Source organism: Streptomyces sp. JB150, from assembly GCF_011193355.1.
Taxonomy (GTDB): domain Bacteria; phylum Actinomycetota; class Actinomycetes; order Streptomycetales; family Streptomycetaceae; genus Streptomyces.
Map to the genome: position 1 here is coordinate 18,319 of NZ_CP049780.1, position 24,730 is coordinate 43,048.

At 72.8% G+C, this 24,730-nt stretch carries 21 protein-coding genes; 9 read left to right on the forward strand and 12 right to left on the reverse strand.

The annotated features are described in order from the left end of the window. Nucleotides 1–68 precede the first annotated feature (68 nt). Together rfbB and rfbA are read right to left on the reverse strand one after the other, a co-directional pair. The gene (gene rfbB, locus G7Z13_RS00095) at nt 69–1,070 is read right to left on the reverse strand and encodes a dTDP-glucose 4,6-dehydratase (RefSeq protein WP_165994918.1); all 1,002 of its coding nucleotides are present in this window, start codon (nt 1,068–1,070) and stop codon (nt 69–71) included. A 131-nt stretch (nt 1,071–1,201) separates the two neighbouring features. Then, nucleotides 1,202–2,098, reverse strand: coding sequence for a glucose-1-phosphate thymidylyltransferase RfbA (gene rfbA, locus G7Z13_RS00100; RefSeq protein ID WP_165994919.1), 897 nt, complete (start codon nt 2,096–2,098; stop codon nt 1,202–1,204). A 549-nt stretch (nt 2,099–2,647) separates the two neighbouring features. Here rfbA and G7Z13_RS00105 point away from each other — a divergent pair. From G7Z13_RS00105 to G7Z13_RS00145, 9 genes are all read left to right on the forward strand, one after another. Then, a complete protein-coding gene (locus G7Z13_RS00105; protein WP_166004473.1) occupies nt 2,648–4,066 on the forward strand; it encodes a DHA2 family efflux MFS transporter permease subunit in 1,419 nt (472 codons plus the stop codon). A gap of 114 nt (nt 4,067–4,180) precedes the next feature. Continuing rightward, nucleotides 4,181–5,362: a nucleotide disphospho-sugar-binding domain-containing protein gene (locus G7Z13_RS00110; RefSeq protein WP_165994920.1), complete on the forward strand. Its 1,182-nt coding sequence runs from the start codon at nt 4,181–4,183 to the stop codon at nt 5,360–5,362. Nucleotides 5,363–5,781: 419 nt separating this feature from the next. Then, nucleotides 5,782–7,170: an NDP-hexose 2,3-dehydratase family protein gene (locus G7Z13_RS00115; RefSeq protein WP_165994921.1), complete on the forward strand. Its 1,389-nt coding sequence runs from the start codon at nt 5,782–5,784 to the stop codon at nt 7,168–7,170. A 151-nt stretch (nt 7,171–7,321) separates the two neighbouring features. Then, a complete protein-coding gene (locus G7Z13_RS00120) occupies nt 7,322–8,323 on the forward strand; it encodes an NAD-dependent epimerase/dehydratase (RefSeq protein ID WP_165994922.1) in 1,002 nt (333 codons plus the stop codon). A gap of 54 nt (nt 8,324–8,377) precedes the next feature. After that, nucleotides 8,378–9,367 carry an aldo/keto reductase gene (locus G7Z13_RS00125; protein ID WP_165994923.1) on the forward strand — a complete coding sequence of 330 codons (990 nt, stop codon included), beginning with the start codon at nt 8,378–8,380 and terminating at the stop codon, nt 9,365–9,367. Nucleotides 9,368–9,537: 170 nt separating this feature from the next. Beyond that, nucleotides 9,538–9,957, forward strand: coding sequence for an ester cyclase (locus G7Z13_RS00130; protein ID WP_165994924.1), 420 nt, complete (start codon nt 9,538–9,540; stop codon nt 9,955–9,957). 173 nt (nt 9,958–10,130) lie between these two features. Then, nucleotides 10,131–10,754, forward strand: a complete 624-nt coding sequence (rfbC, locus tag G7Z13_RS00135; protein WP_165994925.1) for a dTDP-4-dehydrorhamnose 3,5-epimerase — start codon at nt 10,131–10,133, stop codon at nt 10,752–10,754. A 163-nt stretch (nt 10,755–10,917) separates the two neighbouring features. Then, on the forward strand, nt 10,918–11,727 hold the full coding sequence (locus tag G7Z13_RS00140; RefSeq protein WP_165994926.1) for an AfsR/SARP family transcriptional regulator: 810 nt from the start codon (nt 10,918–10,920) through the stop codon (nt 11,725–11,727). A gap of 20 nt (nt 11,728–11,747) precedes the next feature. Beyond that, nucleotides 11,748–12,656, forward strand: a complete 909-nt coding sequence (locus G7Z13_RS00145) for a nucleotide disphospho-sugar-binding domain-containing protein (protein ID WP_165994927.1) — start codon at nt 11,748–11,750, stop codon at nt 12,654–12,656. Nucleotides 12,657–12,794: 138 nt separating this feature from the next. Here G7Z13_RS00145 and G7Z13_RS00150 read toward each other — a convergent pair whose 3' ends face one another. From G7Z13_RS00150 to G7Z13_RS00195, 10 genes are all read right to left on the reverse strand, one after another. After that, nucleotides 12,795–14,024 carry an acyltransferase gene (locus tag G7Z13_RS00150; protein WP_165994928.1) on the reverse strand — a complete coding sequence of 410 codons (1,230 nt, stop codon included), beginning with the start codon at nt 14,022–14,024 and terminating at the stop codon, nt 12,795–12,797. A gap of 331 nt (nt 14,025–14,355) precedes the next feature. Further along, nucleotides 14,356–15,234 (reverse strand): ester cyclase, encoded by an 879-nt coding sequence (locus G7Z13_RS00155; RefSeq protein ID WP_240926051.1) that lies wholly within the window; start codon nt 15,232–15,234, stop codon nt 14,356–14,358. A 48-nt stretch (nt 15,235–15,282) separates the two neighbouring features. After that, complete coding sequence (locus tag G7Z13_RS00160) at nt 15,283–16,491, reverse strand: FAD-dependent monooxygenase (protein ID WP_165994929.1); 1,209 nt, start codon at nt 16,489–16,491, stop codon at nt 15,283–15,285. Between the two features lie 67 nt (nt 16,492–16,558). Then, nucleotides 16,559–17,551: an aldo/keto reductase gene (locus tag G7Z13_RS00165; protein ID WP_166004476.1), complete on the reverse strand. Its 993-nt coding sequence runs from the start codon at nt 17,549–17,551 to the stop codon at nt 16,559–16,561. An 80-nt stretch (nt 17,552–17,631) separates the two neighbouring features. Continuing rightward, nucleotides 17,632–18,747 carry a 3-oxoacyl-[acyl-carrier-protein] synthase III C-terminal domain-containing protein gene (locus G7Z13_RS00170; RefSeq protein WP_206312948.1) on the reverse strand — a complete coding sequence of 372 codons (1,116 nt, stop codon included), beginning with the start codon at nt 18,745–18,747 and terminating at the stop codon, nt 17,632–17,634. A gap of 5 nt (nt 18,748–18,752) precedes the next feature. Then, nucleotides 18,753–21,110, reverse strand: a complete 2,358-nt coding sequence (locus tag G7Z13_RS00175) for a beta-ketoacyl-[acyl-carrier-protein] synthase family protein (RefSeq protein ID WP_165994930.1) — start codon at nt 21,108–21,110, stop codon at nt 18,753–18,755. 39 nt (nt 21,111–21,149) lie between these two features. Beyond that, nucleotides 21,150–22,448 carry a beta-ketoacyl-[acyl-carrier-protein] synthase family protein gene (locus G7Z13_RS00180; protein WP_240926052.1) on the reverse strand — a complete coding sequence of 433 codons (1,299 nt, stop codon included), beginning with the start codon at nt 22,446–22,448 and terminating at the stop codon, nt 21,150–21,152. A 29-nt stretch (nt 22,449–22,477) separates the two neighbouring features. Continuing rightward, nucleotides 22,478–23,749, reverse strand: coding sequence for a beta-ketoacyl-[acyl-carrier-protein] synthase family protein (locus G7Z13_RS00185; RefSeq protein WP_165994932.1), 1,272 nt, complete (start codon nt 23,747–23,749; stop codon nt 22,478–22,480). An 18-nt stretch (nt 23,750–23,767) separates the two neighbouring features. Then, nucleotides 23,768–24,286, reverse strand: coding sequence for a holo-ACP synthase (gene acpS, locus G7Z13_RS00190; RefSeq protein WP_165994933.1), 519 nt, complete (start codon nt 24,284–24,286; stop codon nt 23,768–23,770). Further along, nucleotides 24,258–24,671: a phosphopantetheine-binding protein gene (locus G7Z13_RS00195; RefSeq protein WP_165994934.1), complete on the reverse strand. Its 414-nt coding sequence runs from the start codon at nt 24,669–24,671 to the stop codon at nt 24,258–24,260. Before G7Z13_RS00195 ends, acpS begins: the two co-directional genes overlap by 29 nt. Nucleotides 24,672–24,730: the final 59 nt, after the last annotated feature.

Genomic DNA, 24,730 nt, shown 5'->3' on the forward strand with positions numbered 1-24,730 from the left:
GGAATTCTTCGACGCGCGCCCACCTCGCGGACAGTGTCGGGTTCATCGCCGACGGGTGAAGTTCTCACTCAACCGGAGATGCCCGCTCCGCCGGCCGCCCCCTTGAGCGGCTCCCACCAGCCGCGGTTGTCGCGGTACCACCGTACGGTTTCCGCGAGCGCCTCCTCGAAACCCCTGCGGGGCCGGTAACCCAGCTCCCGACGGATCTTGGTGCAGTCCACCGAATAGCGCCGGTCGTGGCCCTTGCGGTCCTCGACGTGCTCGACACTGTCCGCCCAGCTCGCGCCGCACGCCCGCAGCAGCAGCGCGGTCAGCTCCCGGTTGGACAGCTCGGTGCCGCCGCCGATGTTGTAGATCTCACCGGCCCGGCCCCTGGTGCGCACCAGCTCGATGCCCTGGACGTGGTCGTCGATGTGCAGCCAGTCGCGGACGTTGCCGCCGTCGCCGTACAGCGGGACCTTCCTGCCGTCCAGCAGGTTCGTCACGAACAGCGGGATGACCTTCTCGGGGAACTGGTGGTGCCCGAAGTTGTTCGAACAGCGGGTGACCCGCACGTCCAAACCGTGCGTGCGGTGGTACGACAGCGCGATCAGGTCGCTGGACGCCTTCGACGACGAGTACGGCGAGTTCGGCTCCAGCGGATGGTCCTCGGGCCAGGAACCCTCCTCGATCGACCCGTACACCTCGTCGGTGGAGACGTGCACGAACACCTCGACGCCGGCCCGGTGCGCCGCGTCGGTGAGCGTGTGCGTGCCCACCACGTTGGTGCGCACGAACTCCGCGCCCCCGTCGATGGACCGGTCGACATGCGACTCCGCGGCGAAGTGCACCACCTGGGCGTGCTCGGCCATCAGCTTGGCGACCAGCTCGGGGTCGCAGATGTCGCCCTGCACGAACGAGAACTGCGGGTGGTCGCGGACCTCGTCGAGGTTGGCGGGATTGCCCGCGTAGGTCAGCTTGTCCAGCACGGTGATCGAGACGTCACCGGGGCCGTCGGGGCCCAGGACGGTGCGCACGTAGTGCGAGCCGATGAACCCGGCCCCGCCGGTGACCAGGACCCGGGTCGTCATGACGCACCCCCGGCCACCGTGCGGGAACCGGGCGGCACGGCCCGGCCGGCGACGGCGCCCGCCGGCCCGGCGGACAGCCCCGCGCCGTGCGGGGTCGAGGGTCGGATGCAGAGCATGGCACGTTCTCCTTCTCAGGCTACGCGGGCGGGCGGCGTCAGGCGGTGACGGGCCGCGACCTCGGTGACATAGGCGCCGTAAGCGGTGCCCGCCATCTCCTCGCCGAGGCGCCGGCAGTGCTCGGCGGTGATGTAACCGCGGTTGAGCGCCACCTCCTCGACACAGGCGATCCACTCGCCCTGGCGCTGCTCGACCAGCTGGACGTACTGCGCCGCCTGCAGCAGCGAGTCGTGGGTGCCCATGTCCAGCCAGGCGAAGCCGCGGCCCAGCTCGGTGAGGCGGGCCCGGCCCTGCGCCAGATAGGCGAGGTTGACATCGGTGATCTCCAGCTCGCCCCGCGCCGAGGGGGAGAGGTTCTTCGCGATCCCGACCACGTCGCTGTCGTAGAAGTACAGCCCCGTCACCGCGATGTTGGAGCGCGGCTCGGCGGGCTTCTCCTCCAGCGACAGCAGCCGGCCGTCGGCGTCGATCTCCCCGATGCCGTAGCGGTGCGGATCGCGCACCCGGTAGCCGAACAGCGCCGCACCGTCGAGCCGGCGCAGCGCGTCGTCCAGGAGCAGCGAGAACCGCGGCCCGTGGAAGATGTTGTCGCCCAGCACCAGCGCGACCTGGTCGTCCTCGATGAAGTCGGCGCCGATGACCAGCGCCTCGGCGATCCCGCGCGGCTGGTCCTGCTCGGCGTAGGAGATGTTCAGACCGAGCCGGGAGCCGTCACCCAGCAGGGCGCGGAAGCTGTCGGAGTGGTCCCTGGAGGAGATCACCAGGATGTCCCGCACACCGGCCAGCATCAGCACGGAGAGCGGATAGTAGATCATGGGCTTGTCGTAGACCGGCAGGATCTGTTTGGACAGCGCACCGGTCAGCGGGCGCAGCCGGGTGCCGCTGCCGCCGGCGAGGATGATGCCCTTCATCTCGGCCTTCCTTGAACGTCGTCGGTGGGGTGGTTTTCCGGTCCCTCGTGGCGTCCGCCGGGGCCTCGACGAGCCGGGCGGCCCCGCCGGCTCCCGCCCGCACGAGCCCCCCTTCCCGGCGCGGCGCGGCGGGGCGCACGCGGCGCGGCGGACGAGAGCCGTGCGGCGGGGTGGACGCGGTGCCGCGGACAGCGGGTGGACTCGGTGCGGCGGGCGGCGGGTGCACGCGGTGCGGCCGGTCCGGGGAAGGCAGGGCCTGCCCGAGTCCGCTGCCCGATCGTGCGGCCGTGCGATCGAGCGCAGGCGGAGAAGCACTGGAGGCCCCGCACCCCCGTACGGCGTGGAACGCAACTCGACCACCGCTCGAGCAGCGCTGCCTAGCTTCGACGTGATGCCCTGCGCGCTCGGCACCCGGGCCGGCGCCCGGTCACCGGACCGCGCCACGCACACCGGTGTCCCCCCATGGTGAAGTCGGAAGGAAACCCCTGAATGAGTACTGACAACGTCGCCGCCGGCGGCAAGACCGCCGGGGTGGGGAAGTCCCCGGGCATGGCCATCCTGATCACGGGCCTGACCGCCTTCATGGCCGGACTCGACAATCTGGTGGTCCTCGTCGCACTGCCCACCATCAGGGACGACCTCGGTGGCAGCCTGGAGGACCTGGAATGGACGGTGAACGCCTACACACTGTCGTTCGCCATGCTGATGATGTTCGGCGCCTCCCTGGGCGACCGCTTCGGGCGCCGCCGCATGTTCATCGTCGGCCTGCTGGTGTTCACCGCCGCGTCGGCCGGGGCCGCCGTGGCACCGGGCATCGGCGAGCTGATCGCCGCCCGCGTCATCCAGGGAGTCGGCGCCGCCATCATCATGCCGCTCTCCCTCACCCTGCTCACCCACGCCGTGCCCGCGGCCAAGCGCGGCGCCGCCCTCGGCATCTACAGCGCCGTCAGCGGACTGTCCATCGCCGGCGGCCCGCTGGTCGGCGGCATCGTGACCGAACACATCTCCTGGCACTGGATCTTCTGGATCAACGTGCCGGTCGGCCTGCTGCTCGTCCCGGCCGCCTGGCGCGCCCTGGCCGAGAGCCACGGCCCCAACGACCGCCTGGACGTGCCCGGCACGGTCCTGAGCGGCCTGGGCATCCTCGGCCTCGTCTACGGCCTGATCCGCGCCGGCGGCCACGACGGCTGGGGCGCCCCGCTGGTCGCCGGCCCGCTGGCCGCCGGCACCGTGCTGCTCGTGCTGTTCGTCCTGTGGGAACAGCGCAGCCGCGCCCCCATGCTGCCGATGCGCATGTTCCGCAACCGCGCCTTCAGCGCCGTCAACGCCGGCGCCCTGCTGATGGCCTTCGGCATGTACGGCGTGGTCTTCCTCATCACCCAGTTCATGCAGACCATCCAGCACATGTCACCCACCGAGGCGGGCGTGCGGATGCTGGCGTGGACGGCGATGCCGCTGCTGATCGCCCCCGTCGCGGGCATCCTCTCGGACCGGATCGGCGGCCGCCCCGTGGCCGTCTTCGGACTCGCCATGCTGGCCGCCGGATTCGCCTACTGGGCGCTGGCGATGAGCCCCGATGCCTCCTACCTCGAGCAGCTGCCCGGCTACCTCCTGGGCGGCGTGGGCGTCGCCTGCTTCTTCGCCCCGCTGTTCAACCTGACGATGGGCTCCGTCGACCCCGCCGAACAGGGCATCGCCTCCGGCGCCAACTCCGCCGCCCGCGAACTGGGCGCACCCCTGGGCGTGACCGTCCTGACCACCGTCTTCACCCACAACGGCGGCTACGCCTCGGGCCAGAACTTCGTCGACGGCTTCAAGCCCGCCCTGTGGATCGGCGCGGCCGCCATGGCGACCGCCGCCGTCGTGATGCTCTTCGCCTCCCGCACCACCCCCGCCGGCCAAGAGGAAGCCGACAGCGGCGAACCGGCCCTGGAAGCCGCCGTACCGGTCCCCACGGTCACCCGCTGACCCCCTCGTAACGCCGACCCGCGGCCCGGCGCGACACGCTCGCGCCGGGCCGCGGGGAGCGGGCATCCCCCCGCCGTCTTCCCTCACGCCACCGGCAGAAAGGCCGCGCGCGCCATGAAGGTTCTCTTCGCCAGTCTTGGAAACTACGGACACGTCTTCCCCCTGATGCCGCTCGCCGAGGCGGCACGCGACGCCGGCCACGAGGTCTGGTTCGCCACCAGCGAGCAGTTCCACCCGATCGTCGAGAAGTCGCAGCTCACCCCCGTCGCCGGCGGCATCACCGTCCCCGAGGCGTTCATCGAGGCGGCCGGCGGACAGGCGTTCCTGGACGCCAACGGCGGCTCCGCACAGGCCAGTGACATCCCCCCGCACGTCCTGGCGAGCCTGGCCGTCAAGGCGTTCGGCTCCGTCCTGCCGCGCGCCGTCCACGCCGACGTCACCCGCGCCCTGGACACCGTCCGGCCCGACCTCGTCGTCTACGAGAGCCTCAACCCGGGCGCCGGCTTCGCGGCCGCCGCCGCGGGCGTGCCCGCCGTGTGCCAGGCCATCGGCCGTGTCACCCCCCACCCCGACACCGACCCGCTGATCCAGCGCGAACTGTTCACCACCGCGAGCGACCTGGGCGTCGCCGACAAGATCGCCCCCAGCCGCAGCCTGGGCCACCCCTACATCGACATCTGCCCGCCGTCCGTGCAGGATCCGGACTTCCTCGCCTCGGACATCCGGATCATCCCGCAGCGCCCCGTCCCCTTCGGCGAACCGGGCGAGCTGCCCGCGAGCATCACCCAGGGCGAGGGCCCGCTGGTCTACCTCAGCTTCGGCACCGTGGTCACCTCCGCGCAGCTGCTGCGCACCGCGATCGACGGCCTGCTGCCGCTGGGCGTGCGCGTCCTGGTCGCGACCAGCTCCGTGGTGGACCCGGCCGAACTGGGCGAGCTGCCGGAGCGGGTCGTGGCGCTGTCGTGGGTGCCGCAGGTCGAGGCGCTGCGCCACGCCGACGTCGTCGTCCACCACGGCGGCCACGGCACCACCCTGGCCTCGCTGGCCGCGGGGCTGCCCCAGCTGATCCTGCCGCGCGAGGGCGACGGCCACGGCAACGCGCCCGCGGTGAGCGCGGCCGGAGCGGGACGCCTGCTGCTCGGCGACGCCGTGACCGCCGAGGCCGTGCAGGCCGAGGTGCGCACGCTGCTGAGCGACGACACCTACCGGAACGCCGCCCGCAAGATCGCCCAGGAGATCGCCGGGCTGCCCGGCCCGGCCGAGACGGTCGCCCGGTTCCCCGAGTTCACCCGCTGACCGCTCCCGCACCACAGCCGCCCCCCGCCCCGGCACCGGCGGGTGCGGCCCCGGCCGGATCCGGTACGCGCCCGCGCCCCGCGCTCACCCACCCGAGCACGGGGCGCGGGCGCGCGAGAGACCGGCGTCCACGGGCGTTCAAGTCGTCGTCCACTTCCGCGACCGGTGGCCCCGCCCAGACTGGCAAACCCCGGCCCTCCGCCGCGCCGGCGCCGCACCACGGCGACACGGCGGCGCGGCCACGCGGCGCGGCCACGCGGCGCGGCCGGCCCCCCGGAAATCCGGCCATCGGCCCTTCCCGGGCGCGCACGGCGACACCCCGGCGCCCGCCCCCCTTCCGGGGTGTCACCGTGCGCGCCCGGTGCTCTTCAACCGCCGGCCGGCAGTCATGGCCCGTGAAGTCGAAAGGAAGTAGCAGGATGCATTCCGAGGTGAACGGTGCCGACGACTTTCTGAGGTCGGCGGTGGACTGGGAGTCCCCACTGACCCCCGACGCGGGTGTCTTCCTCAAACAGAGGGAGGAGTCCGCCTCGTACGAGGTGCAGCGCATACCGCTGGCCGACCTGCCCAACTGGCATCTGGACGACCGGCTCAACCGCGCCGACGGCAAGTTCTTCACCGTCGAGGGCCTGCGCGTGCACACCGACTTCGGACCGGTACGGCAGTGGAGCCAGCCGATCATCGTCCAGCCCGAAGTCGGCATCCTCGGCATCATCGTCAAGCGGTTCAACGGCGTGCTCCACTTCCTCATGCAGGCGAAGATGGAGCCCGGCAACACCGCCTTCGTCCAGTACGCGGCGACCGTCCAGGCGACCCAGAGCAACTACAAGCGCGTCCACGGCGGCAGGGCCACCCCGTACCTGGAGTACTTCCTGGAGGGCACACGCCGGCGCGTCCTGTTCGACCAGCTGCTGTCCGAGCACGGCTACTGGTACCTGTACAAGAGGAACCGCAACATGATCGTCGAGGTTCCCGAGGACGAGGACGTACCCGTCGAGGAGGACTTCACCTGGCTCACCCTGGGCCAGCTGCGCCGGCAGCTGCTGCTGGGCAACCGCGTCAACATGAACGCCCGCACCGTGCTGTCCGGCATCGCCTACGGCACCGCCCCCGAGGAGGGGCCCTCCCACACCGGGCAGACCGACCCCTTCCACGCCGACCTGCTGACCTCGCACCGCACACCGGTCCGCGCGGCCGACCTCGCCACCACCCTGACGTGGCTGTTCGACCAGAAGGCGGCCTACAGCCTGGACGTGCGGCGCACCAGTCTGCGCGAGATGGACGAATGGATCGTCGACGACGACAGCATCCGCCATCGCGACGGCCGCATCTTCGACATCCTCGGCTTCTCGGTGCGGGCGACCAGCCGGGAGGTCGGCACCTGGTGGCAGCCCATGCTCGAACCCCGCCCCGGCAACACCGTGGCCCTGATCTGCCGGCGGCGGGCCGGCGTGCTGGAGTTCCTGCTCCAGGCCACCGTCCAGCCCGGCCTGACGGACCGTCTGGAACTGGGGCCCACCGTGCAGTTCTCCCCGGGCTACCACCGCGGCCCGCAGGACTTCCCGCCGCTGACCGCCTACCTCGACGCCCCCGCCTCCTGGGTCCGCCTGGACACGGTCCAGTCGGAGGACGGCGGGCGCTTCTCCCGCGCGGACACACGCCACCTGGTCGTCGAAGTCCCCGAGGACCACGAGGTCGACGTACCGGACAACTACCGGTGGATGACCCTCGGCCTGCTCAGCCGCCTCATCCACTTCGGATACCACGTCAACGTCGAGGCCCGGAGCCTGGCCGCATGCCTGCTGTGAGCGGCCCCGGCCCCGCCGGGGCCCGTACCGGCGCGCCGTACCCGACGCCCACTTCCCCCCGAAGCCGCAGCGTGCCGGGACCCGCCCCGCACCCGCGGCACGCGGGCACGCTGCCCGCACCCGATCCCGCCCGGACGCTGGAGGCAGCGCTGTGACCGTCAAGTCCCCGCTCATCGTGGTGCTGGGCGCCGCCGGCTTCGTCGGCTCCGCCGTCCTGCGCGAACTGGCACGCCACCCGGTACGGATACGGGCCGTCTCCCGCCGCCCGTGCCCCGTCCCCGAGGACGCCCGCGCCGAGATCGAGGTGATCTCCGCGGACCTGACCGAACCCGGCCGGATGGCCGCCGCCGTCCAGGACGCCGACGTCGTCATCCACGCCCTGGCGTACATCGCGGGGGCGTCCACCTGGCGCATCACCGACGGCGACGAGGGCGCCGCCCGTGTCCACGTGGGCCTGATGCGCGACCTGCTGCACGCCCTCGGCGAGCGCACCGTCTCCCCGCCGCCGACCGTGCTGTTCACCGGATCGGTCACCGCCGCCGGCACCGCCGACAAGGAGGTCCTGGACGGCAGCGAGCCCGACCGGCCCAAGGGCTACTACGAACGCCTCAAACTCGAAGCGGAACGACTGCTGCTGGAGGCCGACGCGGCGGGCACCGTGCGCGGCGCCTGCCTGCGCCTGACCACCCTGTACGGCTACAGCCCCGGCTCCACCGCCCGGGACAAGGGCATCGTCTCCACGATGACCCGCCGCGCGGTGGCCGGCGAGCCCCTGACCATGTGGCACGACGGCTCGGTGCGCCGGGACCTGCTCCACGTCGACGACGTCGCCCGCGCCTTCTGGGCCGCGATCGCCCGCATGGACGTCCTGCACGGCAAGCGCTGGCTGATCGGCACCGGCCGGGCCGCCCCCCTCGGCGAGGTCTTCCGGCAGGTCGCCGCGCTGGTCGCCGAGCAGACGGGCAAGGAGGCGGTGCCGGTGGTCTGCGTGGAGCCGCCCGAGTACGCCGAGGTCAGCGACTTCCGCAGCGTGACCGTCGACTCTGCCGCCTTCCGGGCCGCGACCGGCTGGGAACCGCAGGTGTCCCTGGACGAAGGGCTGCGCCTGACCACCCGGTTCTGCTCCAGCGGCCGCGAGGCCGGCGTGTCCTGAACCCGCCCCCGCCCGCACAAGCATCCACCCCCCCCCGAACGAGGAGAAGGTCGCGTGATCTACACACAGCTGGGCCGTACCGGCCTGCGGGTCAGCAGGCTGGCCCTGGGCACCGTCAACATCGGTGGCCGGGTGGAGGAGCCGGAGGCCCACCGCCTCCTGGACCATGCGCTGCAGCGGGGCATCAACCTGGTCGACACCGCCAACACCTACGGCTGGCGCGTCCACAAGGGCCACACCGAGGAAGTCATCGGCCGCTGGCTCGCCAAGAACCCCTCCCGCCGCGACGAGGTCGTCCTGGCCACCAAGGTGGGCGACCCGATGAGCGACCACGGCCTGAACGACCACGGCCTGTCGGCCCGCAACATCGTCGCCTCCTGCGAGGCGTCCCTGCGCCGGCTGGGCACCGACTGGATCGACCTGTACCAGATGCACCACCTGGACCGGACCGTGGGCTGGGACGAGGTCTGGCAGGCCATGGACCTCCTGGTCACCCAGGGCAAGGTGCGCTACGTCGGCTCCTCCAACTTCGCCGGCTGGGACATCGCCACCGCGCAGGCCGCCGCCCAGCGCAGGAACAGCCTGGGCCTGGTCTCCGAGCAGTTCGTGTACAACCTCGTCACCCGGTACACCGAACTGGAGGTCATCCCCGCCGCCCAGGCACACGGGCTCGGCCTGCTGGTGTGGTCGCCGCTGCACGGCGGCCTGCTCGGCGGCGTGCTGCGCAAGCTGGCGACCAACTCCGCCGTCAAGTCCGCGCAGGGCCGCGCGCTGGAGGCCCTGGACGCGCAGCGCGACACCATCGAGGCCTACGAGAAGCTGTGCGCCGAGTACGGCCTGGACCCGGCGGTGGTCGGCATGGCCTGGACACTGTCCCGCCCCGGCGTGACGGCCGCGGTGATCGGACCGCGCACCGAGCAGCACATCGACGGCGCCCTCGAAGCGCTGGACCACACCCTCCCGACCTCCCTGCTGGCCGAACTCGACCGGCTCTTCCCGCCGATCGGCAAGGGCGGACCCGCCCCCGACTGCTGGCTGAGCTGACCCCCGCCCACCACCGCACCCGGCGCTCGGGCGGCGCCTCGCGTCCCGCTCGCGCCGCCGCCGGCGCCGGGCGCGCTCCAGAGCGGCTCGACCGCCGGCCGCGATGCTCTGACCGAAACCCGCCCCTGCCCGCCCCCCTTTTCCCGACAGCCAGCCGAAAGAGGCCACAGATGTCCCGCAACCACCACACCCTCGTCCAGAGCTTCGTCGACATGATCAACAACCACGACGTGAGCACGATGGAGGAGCACACGGCCCCCGGCCACCTCGACCACAACCCGGCCGTCGCCGACGGCATCGACGCCAACCGGGCGTTCTGGGTCCAGGTGTTCGCCGCCTTCCCCGACCTGAAGGCCGAGCTCCACGACGTCATCGCCGAAGGCGACCGCGTCGCCGCGCGCCTGGAGTACAGCGCCACCCACCAGGGCACCTTCCTCGGCATACCGGCCAGCGGACGCCCGGTGAACTTCCAGTCCATCGACATCTGGCGGGTGCAGGACGGCCTGCTCGCCGAGCACTGGGACCAGCTGAACATGGACGACCTCTTCCGCCAGCTCGGCGTCGACCCGGCACCGGCCGCACAGGCCTGACCCGCCCGGCCGCGCCCGCCCCCACCCGGCCGCCGCATCCCGCCGCACGCCACAACCCGCCGCGGCCCGCCACAACCCGCCGCGGCCCGCCGTGCGCGCCGCGGCCGGCCGGGCGAGGGGGCGACGCGCGCTGCTCCACCCGGTCTTGAGCAGCGGCGCTTAACCTCCTGGACATGGACCGTCACAGCCTGGAAGTCAGCGAACTCGGCCTGCCCGGCGCGTTCCTGCTGACGCCCCGGGCTGTCACGGACGAGGTCGTCGTCCGCTACGAGACGTTCCGCCAGGACGACGTCGAGAACGGGACCGGACGGCCCTTCGCGATCCGTTACAGCGACCTGTCGGCCGCCCGGCGCCTGGTGCTGCGCGGCATCCACGGCAGCGCCGGCGAGGACGCCCGCCCCCGCCTGTTCGACTGCGTCAGGGGCTCCGCCGTCCACGTCGTGGTGGACCTGCGCGTCGGCTCCCCCGAGTACGGCCGTCACGAGGTGCTCCGGCTCGACCACCGCGACACCTGCGGCGTGTTCGTCTCCGAGGGCCTGGGCCACGCCTGGCTCGCACTCGAGGACGACACGGTCGTCGCCTGCCACAGCTCCCTGCCCCGCACACCCGGCTCCGGCTACACCGTCAGCGCCCTCGACCCCGCCCTCGCCCTGCCGTGGGGGCTCACCCAGGCGCCGGTGATGTCCGACGAGGACCTGGCCGCGCCCACCGCGGCCGAGGCCCTGGCCAGAGGCCTCCTGCCGGCCTACGAGGCCTGCCTCGCCCTCCACGACCGCCCCGTGCTCACCGGCGACTGAGAACCGCCGGCCACGGCTTCGTGCCCGCACGGCCCCGCGACCATGAATCGCTCACGTCCCCGAGAGGACCACGACACCCGCACGGGCGGGAGCAGCGCACTGTCCGCGCGGCCGGCCCGCGTGGGAGGTTCGGGGTCCGATGACAGAGACACAAGGGGGCCGAATGCGAATCTCTGTTCTGGGATCGTTGGACGCCGAGCTGAAGGGCGTCTCGATCCTGCCCACAGCGGCGAAGCCGCGGCAGATCATGGCACTGCTCGCGATCTACGCCAACCAGGTGCTGCCGGTGTCCGCGCTGATGGAGGAGATCTGGGGCGACGCACCGCCGCGCAGCGCGCTCACCACCCTGCAGACCTACATCCTCCAGCTGCGGCGCTGCATGGAGAAGGCACTGGACGGGGAGCCCGGCGGCTCCAAGGAACTGCTGCTGACCCGGCACGGGGGATACCTCCTGCAGACCACGCCCGGCAGCATCGACGCGCACGAGCACGACCGGCTGTCCAACCTCGGCCAGCGCGCCCTGGACCGCGGCGAGCACCGCGAGGCCGCCGAACTGTTCCGCGACGCCCTCGGCCTGTGGCGCGGCCCGGCCCTCGTCGACGTACGCACCGGCCCGCTCCTGGAGATCGAGGCGATGCGGCTGGAGGAGAGCCGGCTGGGGGTGCTGGAGCGCCGTATCGACGTCGAGCTGCGCCTGGGCCGCCACGGCGAACTGCTCACCGAACTGACCGCGCTCGCCGCCCGGCACCCGCTGCACGAGGGCCTGCACGCCCAGTGCATGGTCGCCTTCTACCGGGCGGGACGGCCCTCCGCGGCACTCGACGTCTTCCAGAACCTGCGCACCCGGCTCGTCGAAGAGCTGGGCATCGAGCCCTCACAGCGCCTGCAGCACCTGCAGCGGGCCGTGCTCGCGAGCGACCCGGCGCTGGACGTCGACACCGGCAGCGGGCGGATGCTCGACCGCTTCGCCTGACACAGGGCCAGGGAGGAACTGTGCGTGTGCTCTTCGCGGCCGGCCTCGGTATGCCGGCGGCGCTGCGCCTGGTGTTGCTCGCGAGGGAACTGCAGGCGGCCGGGCACGAGGTCCGCTTCTCCGGCCCGGCCCGGACGCGCAACCGCGTGGTCCGGGCCGGACTCGTTCCGGTCCTGGCCGGGCCGCGGCAGTTCAGCCGGGCCTGGCGGCCCGACCTGGTGGTGCACGACCCGCTGTGCCCCAGGGCGACGGCCATGGCGGCCGAGTCGGAGGTGCCCACCGTCGGCTACCTCCCCTACGCCCACCCGCCGCTGGCGCCGGCCCCGACCGTCTGGATCGACCCCTGCCCCCCGCTGCTGCGGGAACGCCCGCAGCCCGGCGCCTGGCAGGTGCGCGGCGACGCCTACGAACTGCCGCCGCGCCCGCAGCCCCACCTCACCGAGCTGTCGCTGCTCCCGCGCGTGTGCGTCACCGGCATACCGACCGGCACCCGGCCCGAGGACCGGCGCCGGGCACGGCTGTTCCGCCGGGTCGCCGAGGGCGTCGAGAGCCTCGGACTGCAGCTCGTCGTCCTCCGGGGCGACGACCACCCCTGGAACGTGGTGCTGCAGGGCAGCGTCGTCGTCGTCCACAGCGGCGACGAAGGGGTCGTGTACGCGGCCGCCCGGCACGGGGTGTCCCAGCTGGTCCTGCCGGCCGGGGAGGCGGAACGCCGGGCGGGCAAACACCTGCAGCAGGCCGGCGTCGGCGTCTGCCTGACCGACGACGAACTGCGCGGCGCCTCCAGCATGCTGCGGCTGCGCTTCCACATCGCCGAGCTGGTCAACGGCGGCCGCGCGCTGCCCGCGGCCGCGCAGCTGGGCCGGACGGTCGCGGCCATGCCGCGCCCCGCCGACCTCGTCCCCGGCATCGAGGCACTCCTGCGCTGACACCGAGAACACCCTCCGGAAAGGGGCGTCACGCCCGGACCGGCACGACGGCGGCGCGCTGCCCCCACAGGCAGCGCGCCGCCGTCGTACCGGCCCGGCCGGCCATCAGCGGCCGGCCGGCCCACCTCTGAGGAATCGTCAGGTGGCGGTGTCGGGGTGCTCGGCGCGCCGCGAGCGGCTGAAGCGGCGCACCAGCGGAACCTCCACCAGCCGGTAGAGCACCCAGGACAGCGCCACCGTGCCCACGGCCGCGCCCGCCAGGATCGCGAAGCCTGCCGTGTTGGAGAACATCCGCGTGCCGAGCTGCTCGCGCAGCCACACGAGCACGATGTAGTGCAGCAGGTAGAACGCGAAGGAGATCTCGCCCAGCCACACCATCACGCGGTTGCGGAACAGACTGAAGCGGCCCTCCACGTCGGCGGTCGCCGCGGCCGCGATCAGCAGCACGATCGGGATGATCATGGTGGCGCGCTGCCCGTAGAAGTAGGGCATGTGGAACGTGAGCCAGTACCCGGCGCCCAGCAGCACGAACGAGGGGATCATGCCGATGTTGCGCCAGCGCCCGTGCTTGACCGCGAGCGCGACCAGGATGCCCAGCGCGAAGTCGACCATCCGCACGGGCGGCAGCACATAGGTGAACCAGTACGCGGTGGCGGGCAGGTTCTGCCCGCTGGGCACCAGCGGGGTGGCGGGGAACAGCGCGTACGCCACCGCCGGGGTGGCCCACACCGCGGCGACCGCCCCGCCGATCCAGTACTTCAGGTGGCGCGGGTCGATACGCCGGAAGGCGGCCAGCAGCAGCGGGAAGCACAGGTAGAAGACCACCTCCACGCCCAGCGACCAGCTCGGCGGGTCCACGCTGAAGTTGGTGTAGTACTCCGGCACCCACACCTGCACCATGAAGAGGTTGGCCAGGGCGACCCCGTCGGAGGTGATGTCACTGGCGAACAGCGCCATCGCCAGCACCCAGGCGACCACGTAGTTCGGGTACACCTTGACGAACCGGCGCCGCCAGAACCCGGCCGGGGTGTCGTTGCCGCGCGCCGACCAGGTCAGCACGAACCCGCTGAGCACGAAGAAGAACGACACGCCGAGCCCGCCGGCCTGGTCGAACCAGCGGTAGAGCCGGAACTCGGTCCGGTCGTCCGCCAGCAGCCGCAGCGACGGGATCGGGATGGAGAGGTGGTAGACGAACACGGTCAGCGCGGCGAGGAAGCGCAGGCCCGTCAGGGACGGCAGCCGGGAGATCCCGGCGCGCTTGGCCTCACCGGCCGCGGGCGTCTCGGTCGCGGACGTGGGGGCGGGCCGGGCGTTCGTGCCGCTGGGTCCGGGGGGTGCGGAGCCGGTCAGTACGTGGTCAGTGGCCATGGGGCATCCGTTCTCGGGTGAGGTCCTTGAGACCGCTTCTCGTGGCGTCGCGTGCTCGCGGCCCGCTCAAGGACGTCTGCGGCAACGGGCCCCTTTCAGGTGAGGCCGGGCCGGATGCGTGGCACGCGCACGAGCGGGTCCGCTGTGGCGAGTACGCCGCCGTCCGCGCGCGGTCGCCGGTCGACGGGCAGTGAGCGGGAGAGAGGACGGGCCCGCGCCGCCGGGGGAAGTACGGCGCGGGCCCGTCGGTCGGGGTGGTGGGGGGATGACCTGAGTCTGCCGACCGGGTCTGGAAGACGGCTCGAGTCCGGGTCGGCAGACCGCGTGCCGTTCAGTTCGATCCGTCGGGCCGGCCGGCGGTGAGGCGCGGCGGTGCCGTCCAGGCCCAGCCGGTCTGCTCGCAGGAGGTGGCGGGCCCGGCCCAGGGGTCCTCGCCGTGGATGTCGAGGATCTGCTCGCGCAGCCACCGGTCGAAGGGGTCCGTCGACTCCAGCCAGCGCTTCCTGGTGCGCTCCGGGTCGGCGGTCTCGAAGTGCACGATCACGTGGTCCTGGTCGGGCCGCGGGTCGATGCGCAGCACCTCGCTGGTGATGCCCAGCCGGCGCCTGGAGGCCTCGTACTCGCGCCGGCGCGGCCCCTCCAGCTCGGCGGTCAGCCGCTGCCAGGCCGCCGGCTTGCCGGACTTCAGCGGCACGGTCCGCGTCACCGACCGCACCCCTTCCGTGGTGCGCCGGCGGCCCTTGCGCGGCGCCAGCATCCGCATGCCGAGCGCGGCGAACATGTTGGACGACACGCCGTGCTCCCAGCGTTCGGCGATCCGGCCCTCCTCGTCGAACCGCCAGATGACGATGCCGACGGACAGGAACGAACGGCCGGTGGGCGCCATGCCGAGCAGTTCGCCCAGGTGGGTGCCGCGCCAGGTGTTGTGGATGACGACCATGTCGTCGTGGGCGCTGATGTCCTCGATGGTGACGTGGAAGTCGGGGAACGCCTCCCGCAGCCCGGCGATGGTGTACTTCACGCCTTCGGCGCCCTCGGGCGCGCCGGGCAGGCCCGCGTGGTCGACGATGTCGGGCCGGTAGCACTCGTCCACGACCGAGGCGTCGCCCTGGTTGACGAACTCGGTGAAGACGCGCCGGATGGTCGCCTTGTTCCGTTCCCCGGCGCTTTCCCACAGTGCTTGTGCCGGGTTGGTGGGCGCAGTGGTCACAACAGCAGTCCTCTCATCATGGGCGAGTACGGGCGGGTGCGAGCCCGGTCAGGCGGCGGTGGCGCCGGCGCCGGACGTCCACCGCGTGCCGTAGGCGACGTGATCGCGTTCGGTGGAGTGGAAGATGCGGTTCCAGGCCAGTCCCATCACCCGGTCGCGCAGCCAGACCGCGGCCGGGTTGTGCAGCGAGCCGAGCACGCCGATGCGGTGTGCCAGCAGCTGCATCGGCCGGGTGCGCTCCTGGCGTTCGGCCTCGTAGACGCGCAGCGCCCGCACGGCGTCGGTGCCGGGCGCGGCGAGGTGCCCGGCCAGGACGAGGGCGTCCTCGATGGCCTGGCAGGCGCCCTGCCCGATGTTGAAGCTCATGGCGTGGGCGGCGTCGCCGAGCAGGGTGACCCGGCCCCGTCCCCAGACGGCGTCGGGCTTGCGGTCCATGACGTCGCCGCGCAGGATGCTCTCCGGCACGGTGGCGTCCAGGATGCGCCGCACCGGCCCGGTCCACCCGGCGTGCCGCTCACGCAGCATCTGCAGGGTCTGCTCGGGCGTGCCCTCGTCGCGGCCGCCGGCCGGCCCGTCGGCGACACTCATCCAGTGCACGACGCCGGGCGCGATGTCGTAGTAGGTGAAGCGGGTGCCCTGGCCGAACAGGGCCGTGAACGTGCCCGGCGGGATTTCCTCGGCACTCATCCGGGCGTGGCCGCGCCAGGCGATGTAGCCGGTGTAGTCGGGAGGCTGCGGGCCCAGCAGCTGGGCGCGCACCGCGGAGCGGATGCCGTCGGCGCCGATCAGCAGGTCGCCCTGCGCGCTGGTGCCGTCGGCGAAGTGCAGGCTGACACCGTCCTCGTGCTCGGTGTAGCCGGTGACCTCGGCGCCGGTGACGACCGGCGCGCTGACGGCGTCCCGCAGGATGCCGTGCAGGTCGGAGCGGCCGATGGCGACCGTGGCCTGCCCGTAGCGCTCGACGAACTCGCCCACCGGCCAGGTGCCGATGGGCCGGCCGGCCGAGGTCGCGAAGTGGCACGCGGACTGGGCGGGCGCGATCCGGGCGACCTGGTCGGCCACCCCCAGACGGGCCAGGGCGAGCATGCCGTTGGTCCAGATGTGCAGTCCGGCGCCGCCGTCGCGCAGCTGGGGCGCGCGTTCGAAGACGACGCAGTCGATGCCCTGCTGCTGCAGGGCCAGCGCGGTGGCGATGCCGCCGATCCCGCCGCCGGCGATGAGCACGCGGCGTACGGGGCGAGGCGTGGGGGCGGACATGTCGGTTCTCCCAAGGGGTCGGGGGCGGACGGCCGAAGGCAGGGCAGGACAGGGGAGCAGGGGGGCTTCAGCGGCTCAGCGAGGCCATCTCGGCGTCCGGGTACCGGTTGCCGGCGGTCACGCCGTAGGGGGCGATGGTGTCGATCGCGGCCAGCACGTCGGGGGAGAGGCGCACGTCGGACGCGGACAGGTTCTCCTCCAGGTAGGTGCGCCGCTTGGTGCCGGGGATGGCGACGACGTCCTCGCCGCGGGAGAGCACCCAGGCCAGCGCCAGGCGCGTGACCGTGGTGCCGGACGCGGCCGCCAGATCGCTGAGCTGGTCGACGACCGGCAGGTTGCGGCGGATGTTCTCGTCCTTGAAACGCGGGGCGATACGCCGGAAGTCCAGGCCCTCGGGAATGTCGGCGGTGTCACGGATCGTGCCGGTGAGGAAGCCGCGGCCCAGCGGGCTGTAGGCCACGAAGCCGATCCCCAGCTCCCGCACCGTCTCCAGCACGCCGTTGACCTCGACATCCCGGGTGAACAGCGAGTACTCGGTCTGCACGGCCGTCAGCGGATGCACCGCGTGCGCGCGCCGGATGGTCGCCGGCCCCGCCTCGGAGATCCCCAGATGCCGCACGAGCCCGGCCTGGACGAGCTCGGCGAGCGCCCCGAAGCTCTCCTCCACCGGCACGTCCGGGTCGACGCGGTGCAGGTAGTACAGGTCGAGGTGGTCGGTGCCCAGACGGCGCAGCGTGCCCTCGATGGAACGGCGGATGTACTCCGGGCGGCCGTTGATCCGCCAGGTGAGCCGGCCGTCGACGACCTCGTTGCCCACCTTGGACGCCAGGACCACCTTCTCGCGCCGCCCGGCCACGGCCCGCCCGACCAGCTCCTCGTTGGTGTACGGGCCGTACATGTCGGCGGTGTCCAGCAGCGTCACGCCGAGCTCCAGCGCCCGGTCGATGGTGGCCCGGGCCTCGGCCTCGTCCACGTCGCCGTACCCGAACGTCATGCCCATGCAGCCCAGGCCCTGCGCGGAGACCTCCAGCGCGGCCGTGCCCAGCTTGCGGTGCTTGATTGCCACGTCAATGCCTTTCGAAACGTCGCGGCCCCGGACCCGGGGCGGCGAGCGGACAAGGGGAAAGAACAGGCGGCCGTTCAGGCCGGCAGCGGCGCCTGCCAGGTCAGCGACAGCCCGGTGTACACGTACCGGCTGGCCTCGATGCCGAGCAGCACGATCCGGTCGCCGGGCCCGATCCGCCCCGACGTCCAGCCCGCGTCCAGCGACAGCGGCACCGCGGCCGAACCGGTCGCCCCCACCTCGGCCAGGTTCTCCACGATCCGCCCGTCGAGCGTCTCGATGTCCTCCTGCGACAGCCCGGCGGAGGCGAACTCGTCGGCGAAGTACTCCGCGTTGCCCTCCGGCAGCACGATCGCGTCGAACTCCCCGAGCGCCCGGCCGTCCTTGCGGGCCATCTCCCTGATCGCCCGGACGAACACCTGCGGACCGAACGTGGAGGTGCCGGGCACGTCGATCTTCATCTGGATCAGCTGGCGCCGCCGCAGCTGCTCCGCCTGCGGCACATCCGTACCGCCCCCGATGATCTCCATACCGGGCTTGCGCAGCCCGCCCACACACGCGTTGACGAAAGCGAACCCGCCCCCCGCATCGCCCGCACCGCCGGAGCCGCCGCCCGCGGGCTCCGCCCGCATCACCACGGCCCCCGCACCGTCCCCGAACGTGTACAGCATCAGCCGGTCCCGCATCCGCACCCGCGCCGGGTCCTTGCCCAGAAAGTGCGGCGCCAGCACCGGCGACCCGGCCTCGCTGCCCACCACCAGGGCGGTACGCGCCGTCCCGTCGGCCAGCTGCCGCCGCGCCAGGTCCAGTGCCTGCACCCAGCCCGCGCACGCCCCGCGGATCTCGACCGCGGCAACGCTCTCCAGACCCAGGTAATGCTGCAGCGTGGTGGCCACGTTGGGCAGCGTGTACTCCGGCGTCGCCGTGCACACCACGATCAGGTCCAGCTCACCGGGCTCCACACCGGCCCGCTCCAGCGCCTGTCGGGAGGCACGCTCGGCCATCCGGCTGTTGTTGATGCGGTGCTCACCCGTGACCGGGTCGATCATCCAGTACCGGGTCTTGACCTGGATGCCCTCCAGCACATCGTCCGGCAGCGGCCCGACGAACTTCTCCAGCGTGGCGTTGTCCAGCGGCTCACCGGGCACGTACGCACCGGTCGAAAGGATCTTCACGTCATAGGCGGTGGTCATCGGCCTCACTCCGTTACGGGCACAGGGACAGGGGACAGCACCAGCGAGGTGTGCGTGCCGCCCAGGGACGAGCTGTTCACCAGGACCGGGCGCAGGTCCCCGCCCGCCCGCCAGGCACCGACCGCGAGCACCGCCGCCAGCTGGGCACCCGCACCGGCCGGCTCGCCGAGCACCCGCTTGGGAGCCTCGACGCGCACCTCGCCCGCACCGAACACCCGCGCCACGGCGGCCAGTTCGGGACGGTCGGCGGCAGCCAGACCCGCCGCGCTCGCCCAGACCGCCGCCACCTGCCGCGGCCGCAGCCCGGCAGCGCGCAGCGCCCCGCGCATCGCCCGCTCCACGCCCTCACCCGCCGCATCCCAGCGGCCGATGCCGCACGCGTCCGACGCGGTCGCATGCCCCAGCACCACGGCGTGGACCGGCGCGCCGCGCCGCTCGGCGCTCGACCGCCGCTCCAGCAGCAGCGCGATGCCCGCCTCCGCGAGCGTGTAGCGGCGCCCGGACGCCGAACCGAACAGCGGGATACTTTCGTAGGCGGCCAGCGTGGCGGCGGAGAACGCCTCGACCGCCGGCACCAGCACCCGCTCCACGCGCCCGGCACGCAGCATGTCGTAGGCCACCGACAGGGCGGCCGCACCGGCCGCGTGCCCCGACGTCAGCGTCGACGTCGGCCCCTTCGTGCCCAGAGCCATGGCCACATGACCGGCCGCACCGTTGTACACGGTGTTCGTGAACACCGCCGGGTTCGCTTCCTGCACGCCCTCGCGCAGCACCGGCACGGTGAACCGCTCACCGCTCTCCATCGGCCCGATCGCGGTGCCGAGCACCACACCGGTCGCGGCGACGGCCGCCGCGTCCCTGTCCGCCCCCGCGGCGTCCAGGGCGGCCCGGCACGAGGCGATGGCGAGCTGGGACACCTTGTCCATGCGCCGCCGCTCCCGGGGCGTGCCCGCCACCGAACGGTCGAACTCCACCCGCGCCACGCGCAAGTTGTTCTCCGGCACACCCTGCCGGCGCCCCGCCGCGTACGCCTCCCACAGCGCCTCGGGCCCCTCACCGGCCGAGGTGATCACCCCCAGCCCGGTCACCACGACATCGTCCGGGCCGGCGGCCGGCGGCGGCGCACCCCGCCCGCCCGGCCGGGCGAAGGCGATGGTGGCGTTGGCGCCGGCGAACCCGAAGTTGTTGGACAGCGCCGTCTCCAGCACCATCGGACGGCCCGTCCCCGCCACCGGGTCCAGACCGCACTGCGGGTCCGCCCCGGTGAAGGACGCCGTCGGCGGCGCCACCTGGTCGCGCAGGGCCAGCGCCGTGACGATCCCCTCCACCGCCCCGGCCGCGCCCAGCAGATGACCGATCATCGACTTGGTGCTGGACAGCGCGATCTTCTCGGCCGCCGCACCCAGCGCCGCGCGCACGGCGTTGCTCTCCGCCGAGTCGTTCTTCTGCGTGCCCGTACCGTGCCCGTTGACGTACCGGATGTCGTCCGCGACCAGCCCCGAGGAGTCAAGGGCCGCCCGGATCGCCCGCGCCGCGCCCTCACCCTCGGGGTGCGGCGCGGTGGGGTGGTGGCCGTCGGCGGACAGGCCGTAACCCAGCACCTCGGCGACGACCGGGGCGCCGGTGCGCTCGGCCACCCGCCGCGACAAAAGCACCAGCATCCCGCTGCCCTCACCCAGGGTCAGACCCGAACGGTCCCTGGAATAGGGAGCCGCCGGCTGCGGGGAGAGCGACCACAGACTGCTGAACCCGGCGAACGCCGACTCGGTGAACGCGTCGCTGCCGCCGACGAGCATCGCGTCGGCCGCACCCGAGCGGATCACCTCCAGGGCGTGGGCGAGCGCGTGCGCGCTGGCGGCACACGCCGTGTTCACACTGAACACCGGCCCCTTGAGGCCGAACGCCGCCGACAGCGCCTCCGCGCCCGCCTGCGGCGGCACGAACGTGTAGCGGCGCCAGTCGGGACTGCGGCCCTCGTGCACCTCCCGCAGAGCCAGCTCGGCACTGCGCCAGCCGCCGTGGCAGGTGCCGTAGGCGACCCCCCACCGCTCGGCCGGGATGTCGGCGCCGATCCGCAGCCCCGAACCGGCCATGGCCTCCTCGGCGGCGGCCAGCGCGAAGTCGATGGAGAAGTCACGGCTGCCGCCCGGCGCGGCGTACGCGTACCCGGGCCGGGGCGCCTCGGCGACCTCACCGCCCAGGGTGGTCTGGTAGTGGTCCATGGACAGGCGGCGCACGGGCGCGATCGCCACCCGCCCGGCGCGCACCCCCTCCCACAGGGCCTCGGCCGAGGCGCCGTGCGGGGTGATCGCCCCCACCGCGGCGATCACCACACCGGCCCCCTGGCTGCGAACGTCACTCATGCGTCTGCTTCCTTCTGTTCGACAGGGCCCCTCGGCCGCTCACGCGGGCCTGGACAACGTCAGCGCCACGGCCTGCCCCTCGATGCCCCGGGCCAGCGCCATCGCATGCGACGGCCTGCTCTCGCGGGCACCACCGCGGACATGGTCCAACGCGCACACCGGATCGGGCCGGTCCAGATTGAGGGTCGCGGGCACCACCCCGTGGTGCAGCGCCAGCGCGCACACGGCCGCGTTCAACGCCCCCGCCCCGCCCACCAGATGCCCGGTCTGCGGCTTGGGCGTGCTGACCGCCACCGACGACACGGCCCCGCCCAGCGCCCCGCGCAACGCGATCGCCTCGCCCGCGTCCCCCGCCCGCGTCCCCGAACCGTCCGACGCGACATACCCGAGGTCACCCGCGGCCAGCCGGGCGTCCTGCAGCGAACGCCGCACCGCCCGCGCCAGACCACGGCCCTCCGCATCCGCCGCCGGCGGCGTACGGGCGTCATGGCCGGCGCCGTAACCGGTCAGCTCGGCGTAGATACGGGCACCACGGCGCAGCGCCGCCTGCTTCTCCTCCAGCACCAGCAGCGCGGCCCCCTCACCGGGCAGCCCGCCGCTGCGCTCACGGTCATAGGGCCGGTACGCCTCCTGCCCGCGCTCGTTGCGGGTGGTCAGGATGCCCAGCCGGTCCAGCAGCGTCATCGACCACCAGCTGGTGGCGTCGTCGTACCCGCCCGCGATCGCCACGTCCGCGTCCCCGCGGCGCACCGCGCGCATGGCCCGGCCGATCGCGCTGGCACCGGCGTCCGCGTAGCCCGCGAAGAAGGTGCTCGAACCCCTGATGCCGTACGTCTGCGAGATGTTGAACACCGCACCCGCCGGCAGCCCCTCCACGAAGAACAGCGGCGGCATGATCGCGTCACCGTGCCGGGCCAGGTGCGCCAGGTCGGCCGTGCCGTCCGGGCGGCGGATCACCTTCAGTTCCTCGATCAGCTGCTCCATGCGGCCCAGCGACTTGTTGCCGCCCAGATACAGGCCCGCCCGGTGCCCGAGCTCCTCACCGCCGGCCTGCTTGTGCGGCAGGCCCGCGTCGTCGAGCGCGAGCCGGGCGGCGGCCAGCGCCAGACGGTCACCGCGGTTGACGGTGCGCAGCTGGCGCCGCGTGGCGAACCGCGTGGCGTCGAACTCGGCGATCTCCCCGCCCAGCCGGGTCTGCAGCGGCGCCGGATCGTACGCCCTGATCGGGCCGATCCCGCACTCGCCGGCCACCAGCGCCTTCCAGTTGGCCTCCGCGCCCTCGCCCAGCGCGGTCAGCAGACCGATGCCGCTGACGACGACCTGACGTCCACCGCTCACCGGCGCTCCTTCGTGTCGCTGCCCGGTCGTCATCGCGCCTCCTCGTAACGGCCCACGACCAGCCCGACGTTGGTGCCGCCGAAAGCGAACGCGTTGACGAGGGCGTGACGCACCTCGCGCCGGCGCGCCGTGTTCGGCACGAAGTCGAGACCCAGCCGCCGGTCGGGCGTCTCCTGGTTGATGGTCGGCGGCACCACACCGTGGTTGATCGCCCCGATCGCGGTGAGCAGGCTCAGCGCCGCGGACGCCGCCGTGAGATGACCGGTCATCGACTTCGGCGAACTGATCACCAGCCGCTCGGCGGCATCACCGAACACCTTCTTGATCGCCGTGGTCTCCGACAGGTCGTTGCCCGGAGTGCTGGTGCCGTGCGCCACCACGTAGTCGATGTCACCCGGCTCCAGGCCGGCGTCCGCGATCGACGCCTCGATGGACTCGATGGCACCGCTGCCGTCCGGCGGCGAGTCCGTCATCCGCCACGCGTTCAGACTGGTGCCGTACCCCATGACCTCGGCGAGGATCCGCGCCCCGCGGGCGCGGGCCGCCTCCAGCTCCTCCAGCACGAGCACGACCCCGCCCTCGCCCAGGACGAACCCGGAGCGCTTGTCGTCGAAGGGACGGCTGGCCCGCTGCGGATCGTCGTTGTACTCCTTCGTCAGCGCCCCCAGCAGACCGAAGCACAGCACGTCCAGCCAGGTCGTCAGCGAGTCGTAGCCACCCGCGAGCATGAGCGTGGCATCACCCTCCTGCAGCGTGCGGAACGCCTCCCCGACCGCGTGCCCGGACGCCGAGCAGGCGGTGGACACACCCAGCATCGGACCGGTCGCGTCCACCATCCGCGCCATCGCCGCCGAGGCGATGTTCTGGCTGTAGGCCAGCGCGTCCGACGGCGCGTACGCCGAGAACGCGTCGGCCCGGCCCGTGCGGTCGCGCAGCGCCCCGACGTCCACCAGCCACTGCAGATCCGGCCGGTCCACACACGCGCCCATGGCCACACCCATGTCCGCGCCGTCGTAGGTGTCCTGATCCACCCCCGCGTCGCGCAGCGCCTCCCACGCCGCGCCCACACCGAAGGTGCCCGGCCGCAGCAGATGACGCAGCCCCACCGAGCCGGGCACCGCGTCCTGCAGCCGGAACCCCTTGACCTCACCGGCGATCGTCACATCGAAGCCGGTGGTGTCGATCGTGGTCAGCCGGCCCACCCCGCTGCGCCCCTCGACCAGTCCCCGCCAGGTGCTCGGCGCGTCGTTGCCCAGCGGCGTGACGGCGCCCACGCCGGTGACGACCACCCTGCGGCTCATCGCGACACCGCCGTCTCGTCAGGCCTCATGCCGTTCGTCTCCTTCTGTCGTGTAGGTGGTGGGGGCGGGTACGGCGGGCTGCGCGGCGGGCTGGCACACCATGACGGCGTGGGCGACGGCGAGACCGGCACTGTGACTCAAAGACAGGTCGATGTAGTGCATCCCGAGAGACCGCGCGACCCGGTCCACCTCGCCGTACAGCCGCACCCGGGGACGTCCGGCGCGGTCGTTGACGACCTCGATGTCCGTCCACTCCATGCCCGCGCCCATCCCGGTCCCCAGGCTCTTGAGCACGGCCTCCTTGGCCGCCCAGCGGCCGGCCAGATGCTCACCGGCCCGCTTGCGCCGGTAGCAGTAGGCCAGCTCACGAGCGGTGAACACCCGCTCGCGCAGCTCGGGCTGGGAGTCCATCAGCTCCTCGACCCGGGACACCTCGGCCAGGTCCATGCCGGTCCGCACCCGCAGCGGCGGCGGGGCGGAGCCGTCCGGTGACCGCCCCGCGCCCCGCTCACGCAGCGGCCGCGGCGAGGGCGGCACGCTCGGTCACCAGGTCGGTCAGGTTCTGCACGGTAAACAGGGACAGCACATCGTCCGCCGTGAGCTTGCCGGCCAGCTCCTGCACGTCGATCTGCGGCAGCGACCGCTTCAGCTGCGCCAGGCCGACCTCGTTGATGATGTCGTTCTCGTCGGCGAACTCCTCGTCGGGTATCCCGCCCTGGAGCAGCTCCGCGATGTCCGACACCTTGATCTTCACGTCCGCCGCCTTCTCGATGCGGAACAGGACGTCGAGCAGGTCGATCGACTCCGCGTCCAGATCGCCCAGCAGCGTCGCCTCGGGCACGGCCTCCTCGATGTCGATGCCGAGCGCGTCCGCGACCGCCTCCTGGACGATGGTGCCGAAGTCTTTACCGTCGTACGACATGTGTCCTTAACCCTTCGTTGAATTGCTGCCAGATGCGCGGACCGACGGGTACGGGCCGG

Coding starts and splice junctions, on each gene's coding strand:
- G7Z13_RS00115 (WP_165994921.1), top strand. CDS start 5,782: ATGCATTCCGAGGTGAACGGTGCCGACGACTTTCTGAGGTCGGCGGTG.
- G7Z13_RS00185 (WP_165994932.1), bottom strand. CDS start 23,749: ATGAGCCGCAGGGTGGTCGTCACCGGCGTGGGCGCCGTCACGCCGCTG.
- G7Z13_RS00140 (WP_165994926.1), top strand. CDS start 10,918: ATGCGAATCTCTGTTCTGGGATCGTTGGACGCCGAGCTGAAGGGCGTC.
- G7Z13_RS00130 (WP_165994924.1), top strand. CDS start 9,538: ATGTCCCGCAACCACCACACCCTCGTCCAGAGCTTCGTCGACATGATC.
- G7Z13_RS00195 (WP_165994934.1), bottom strand. CDS start 24,671: ATGTCGTACGACGGTAAAGACTTCGGCACCATCGTCCAGGAGGCGGTC.
- G7Z13_RS00105 (WP_166004473.1), top strand. CDS start 2,648: ATGGCCATCCTGATCACGGGCCTGACCGCCTTCATGGCCGGACTCGAC.
- G7Z13_RS00150 (WP_165994928.1), bottom strand. CDS start 14,024: ATGGCCACTGACCACGTACTGACCGGCTCCGCACCCCCCGGACCCAGC.
- rfbA (WP_165994919.1), bottom strand. CDS start 2,098: ATGAAGGGCATCATCCTCGCCGGCGGCAGCGGCACCCGGCTGCGCCCG.
- rfbC (WP_165994925.1), top strand. CDS start 10,131: ATGGACCGTCACAGCCTGGAAGTCAGCGAACTCGGCCTGCCCGGCGCG.
- G7Z13_RS00175 (WP_165994930.1), bottom strand. CDS start 21,110: ATGAGTGACGTTCGCAGCCAGGGGGCCGGTGTGGTGATCGCCGCGGTG.
- G7Z13_RS00110 (WP_165994920.1), top strand. CDS start 4,181: ATGAAGGTTCTCTTCGCCAGTCTTGGAAACTACGGACACGTCTTCCCC.
- G7Z13_RS00170 (WP_206312948.1), bottom strand. CDS start 18,747: ATGACCACCGCCTATGACGTGAAGATCCTTTCGACCGGTGCGTACGTG.
- G7Z13_RS00160 (WP_165994929.1), bottom strand. CDS start 16,491: ATGTCCGCCCCCACGCCTCGCCCCGTACGCCGCGTGCTCATCGCCGGC.
- rfbB (WP_165994918.1), bottom strand. CDS start 1,070: ATGACGACCCGGGTCCTGGTCACCGGCGGGGCCGGGTTCATCGGCTCG.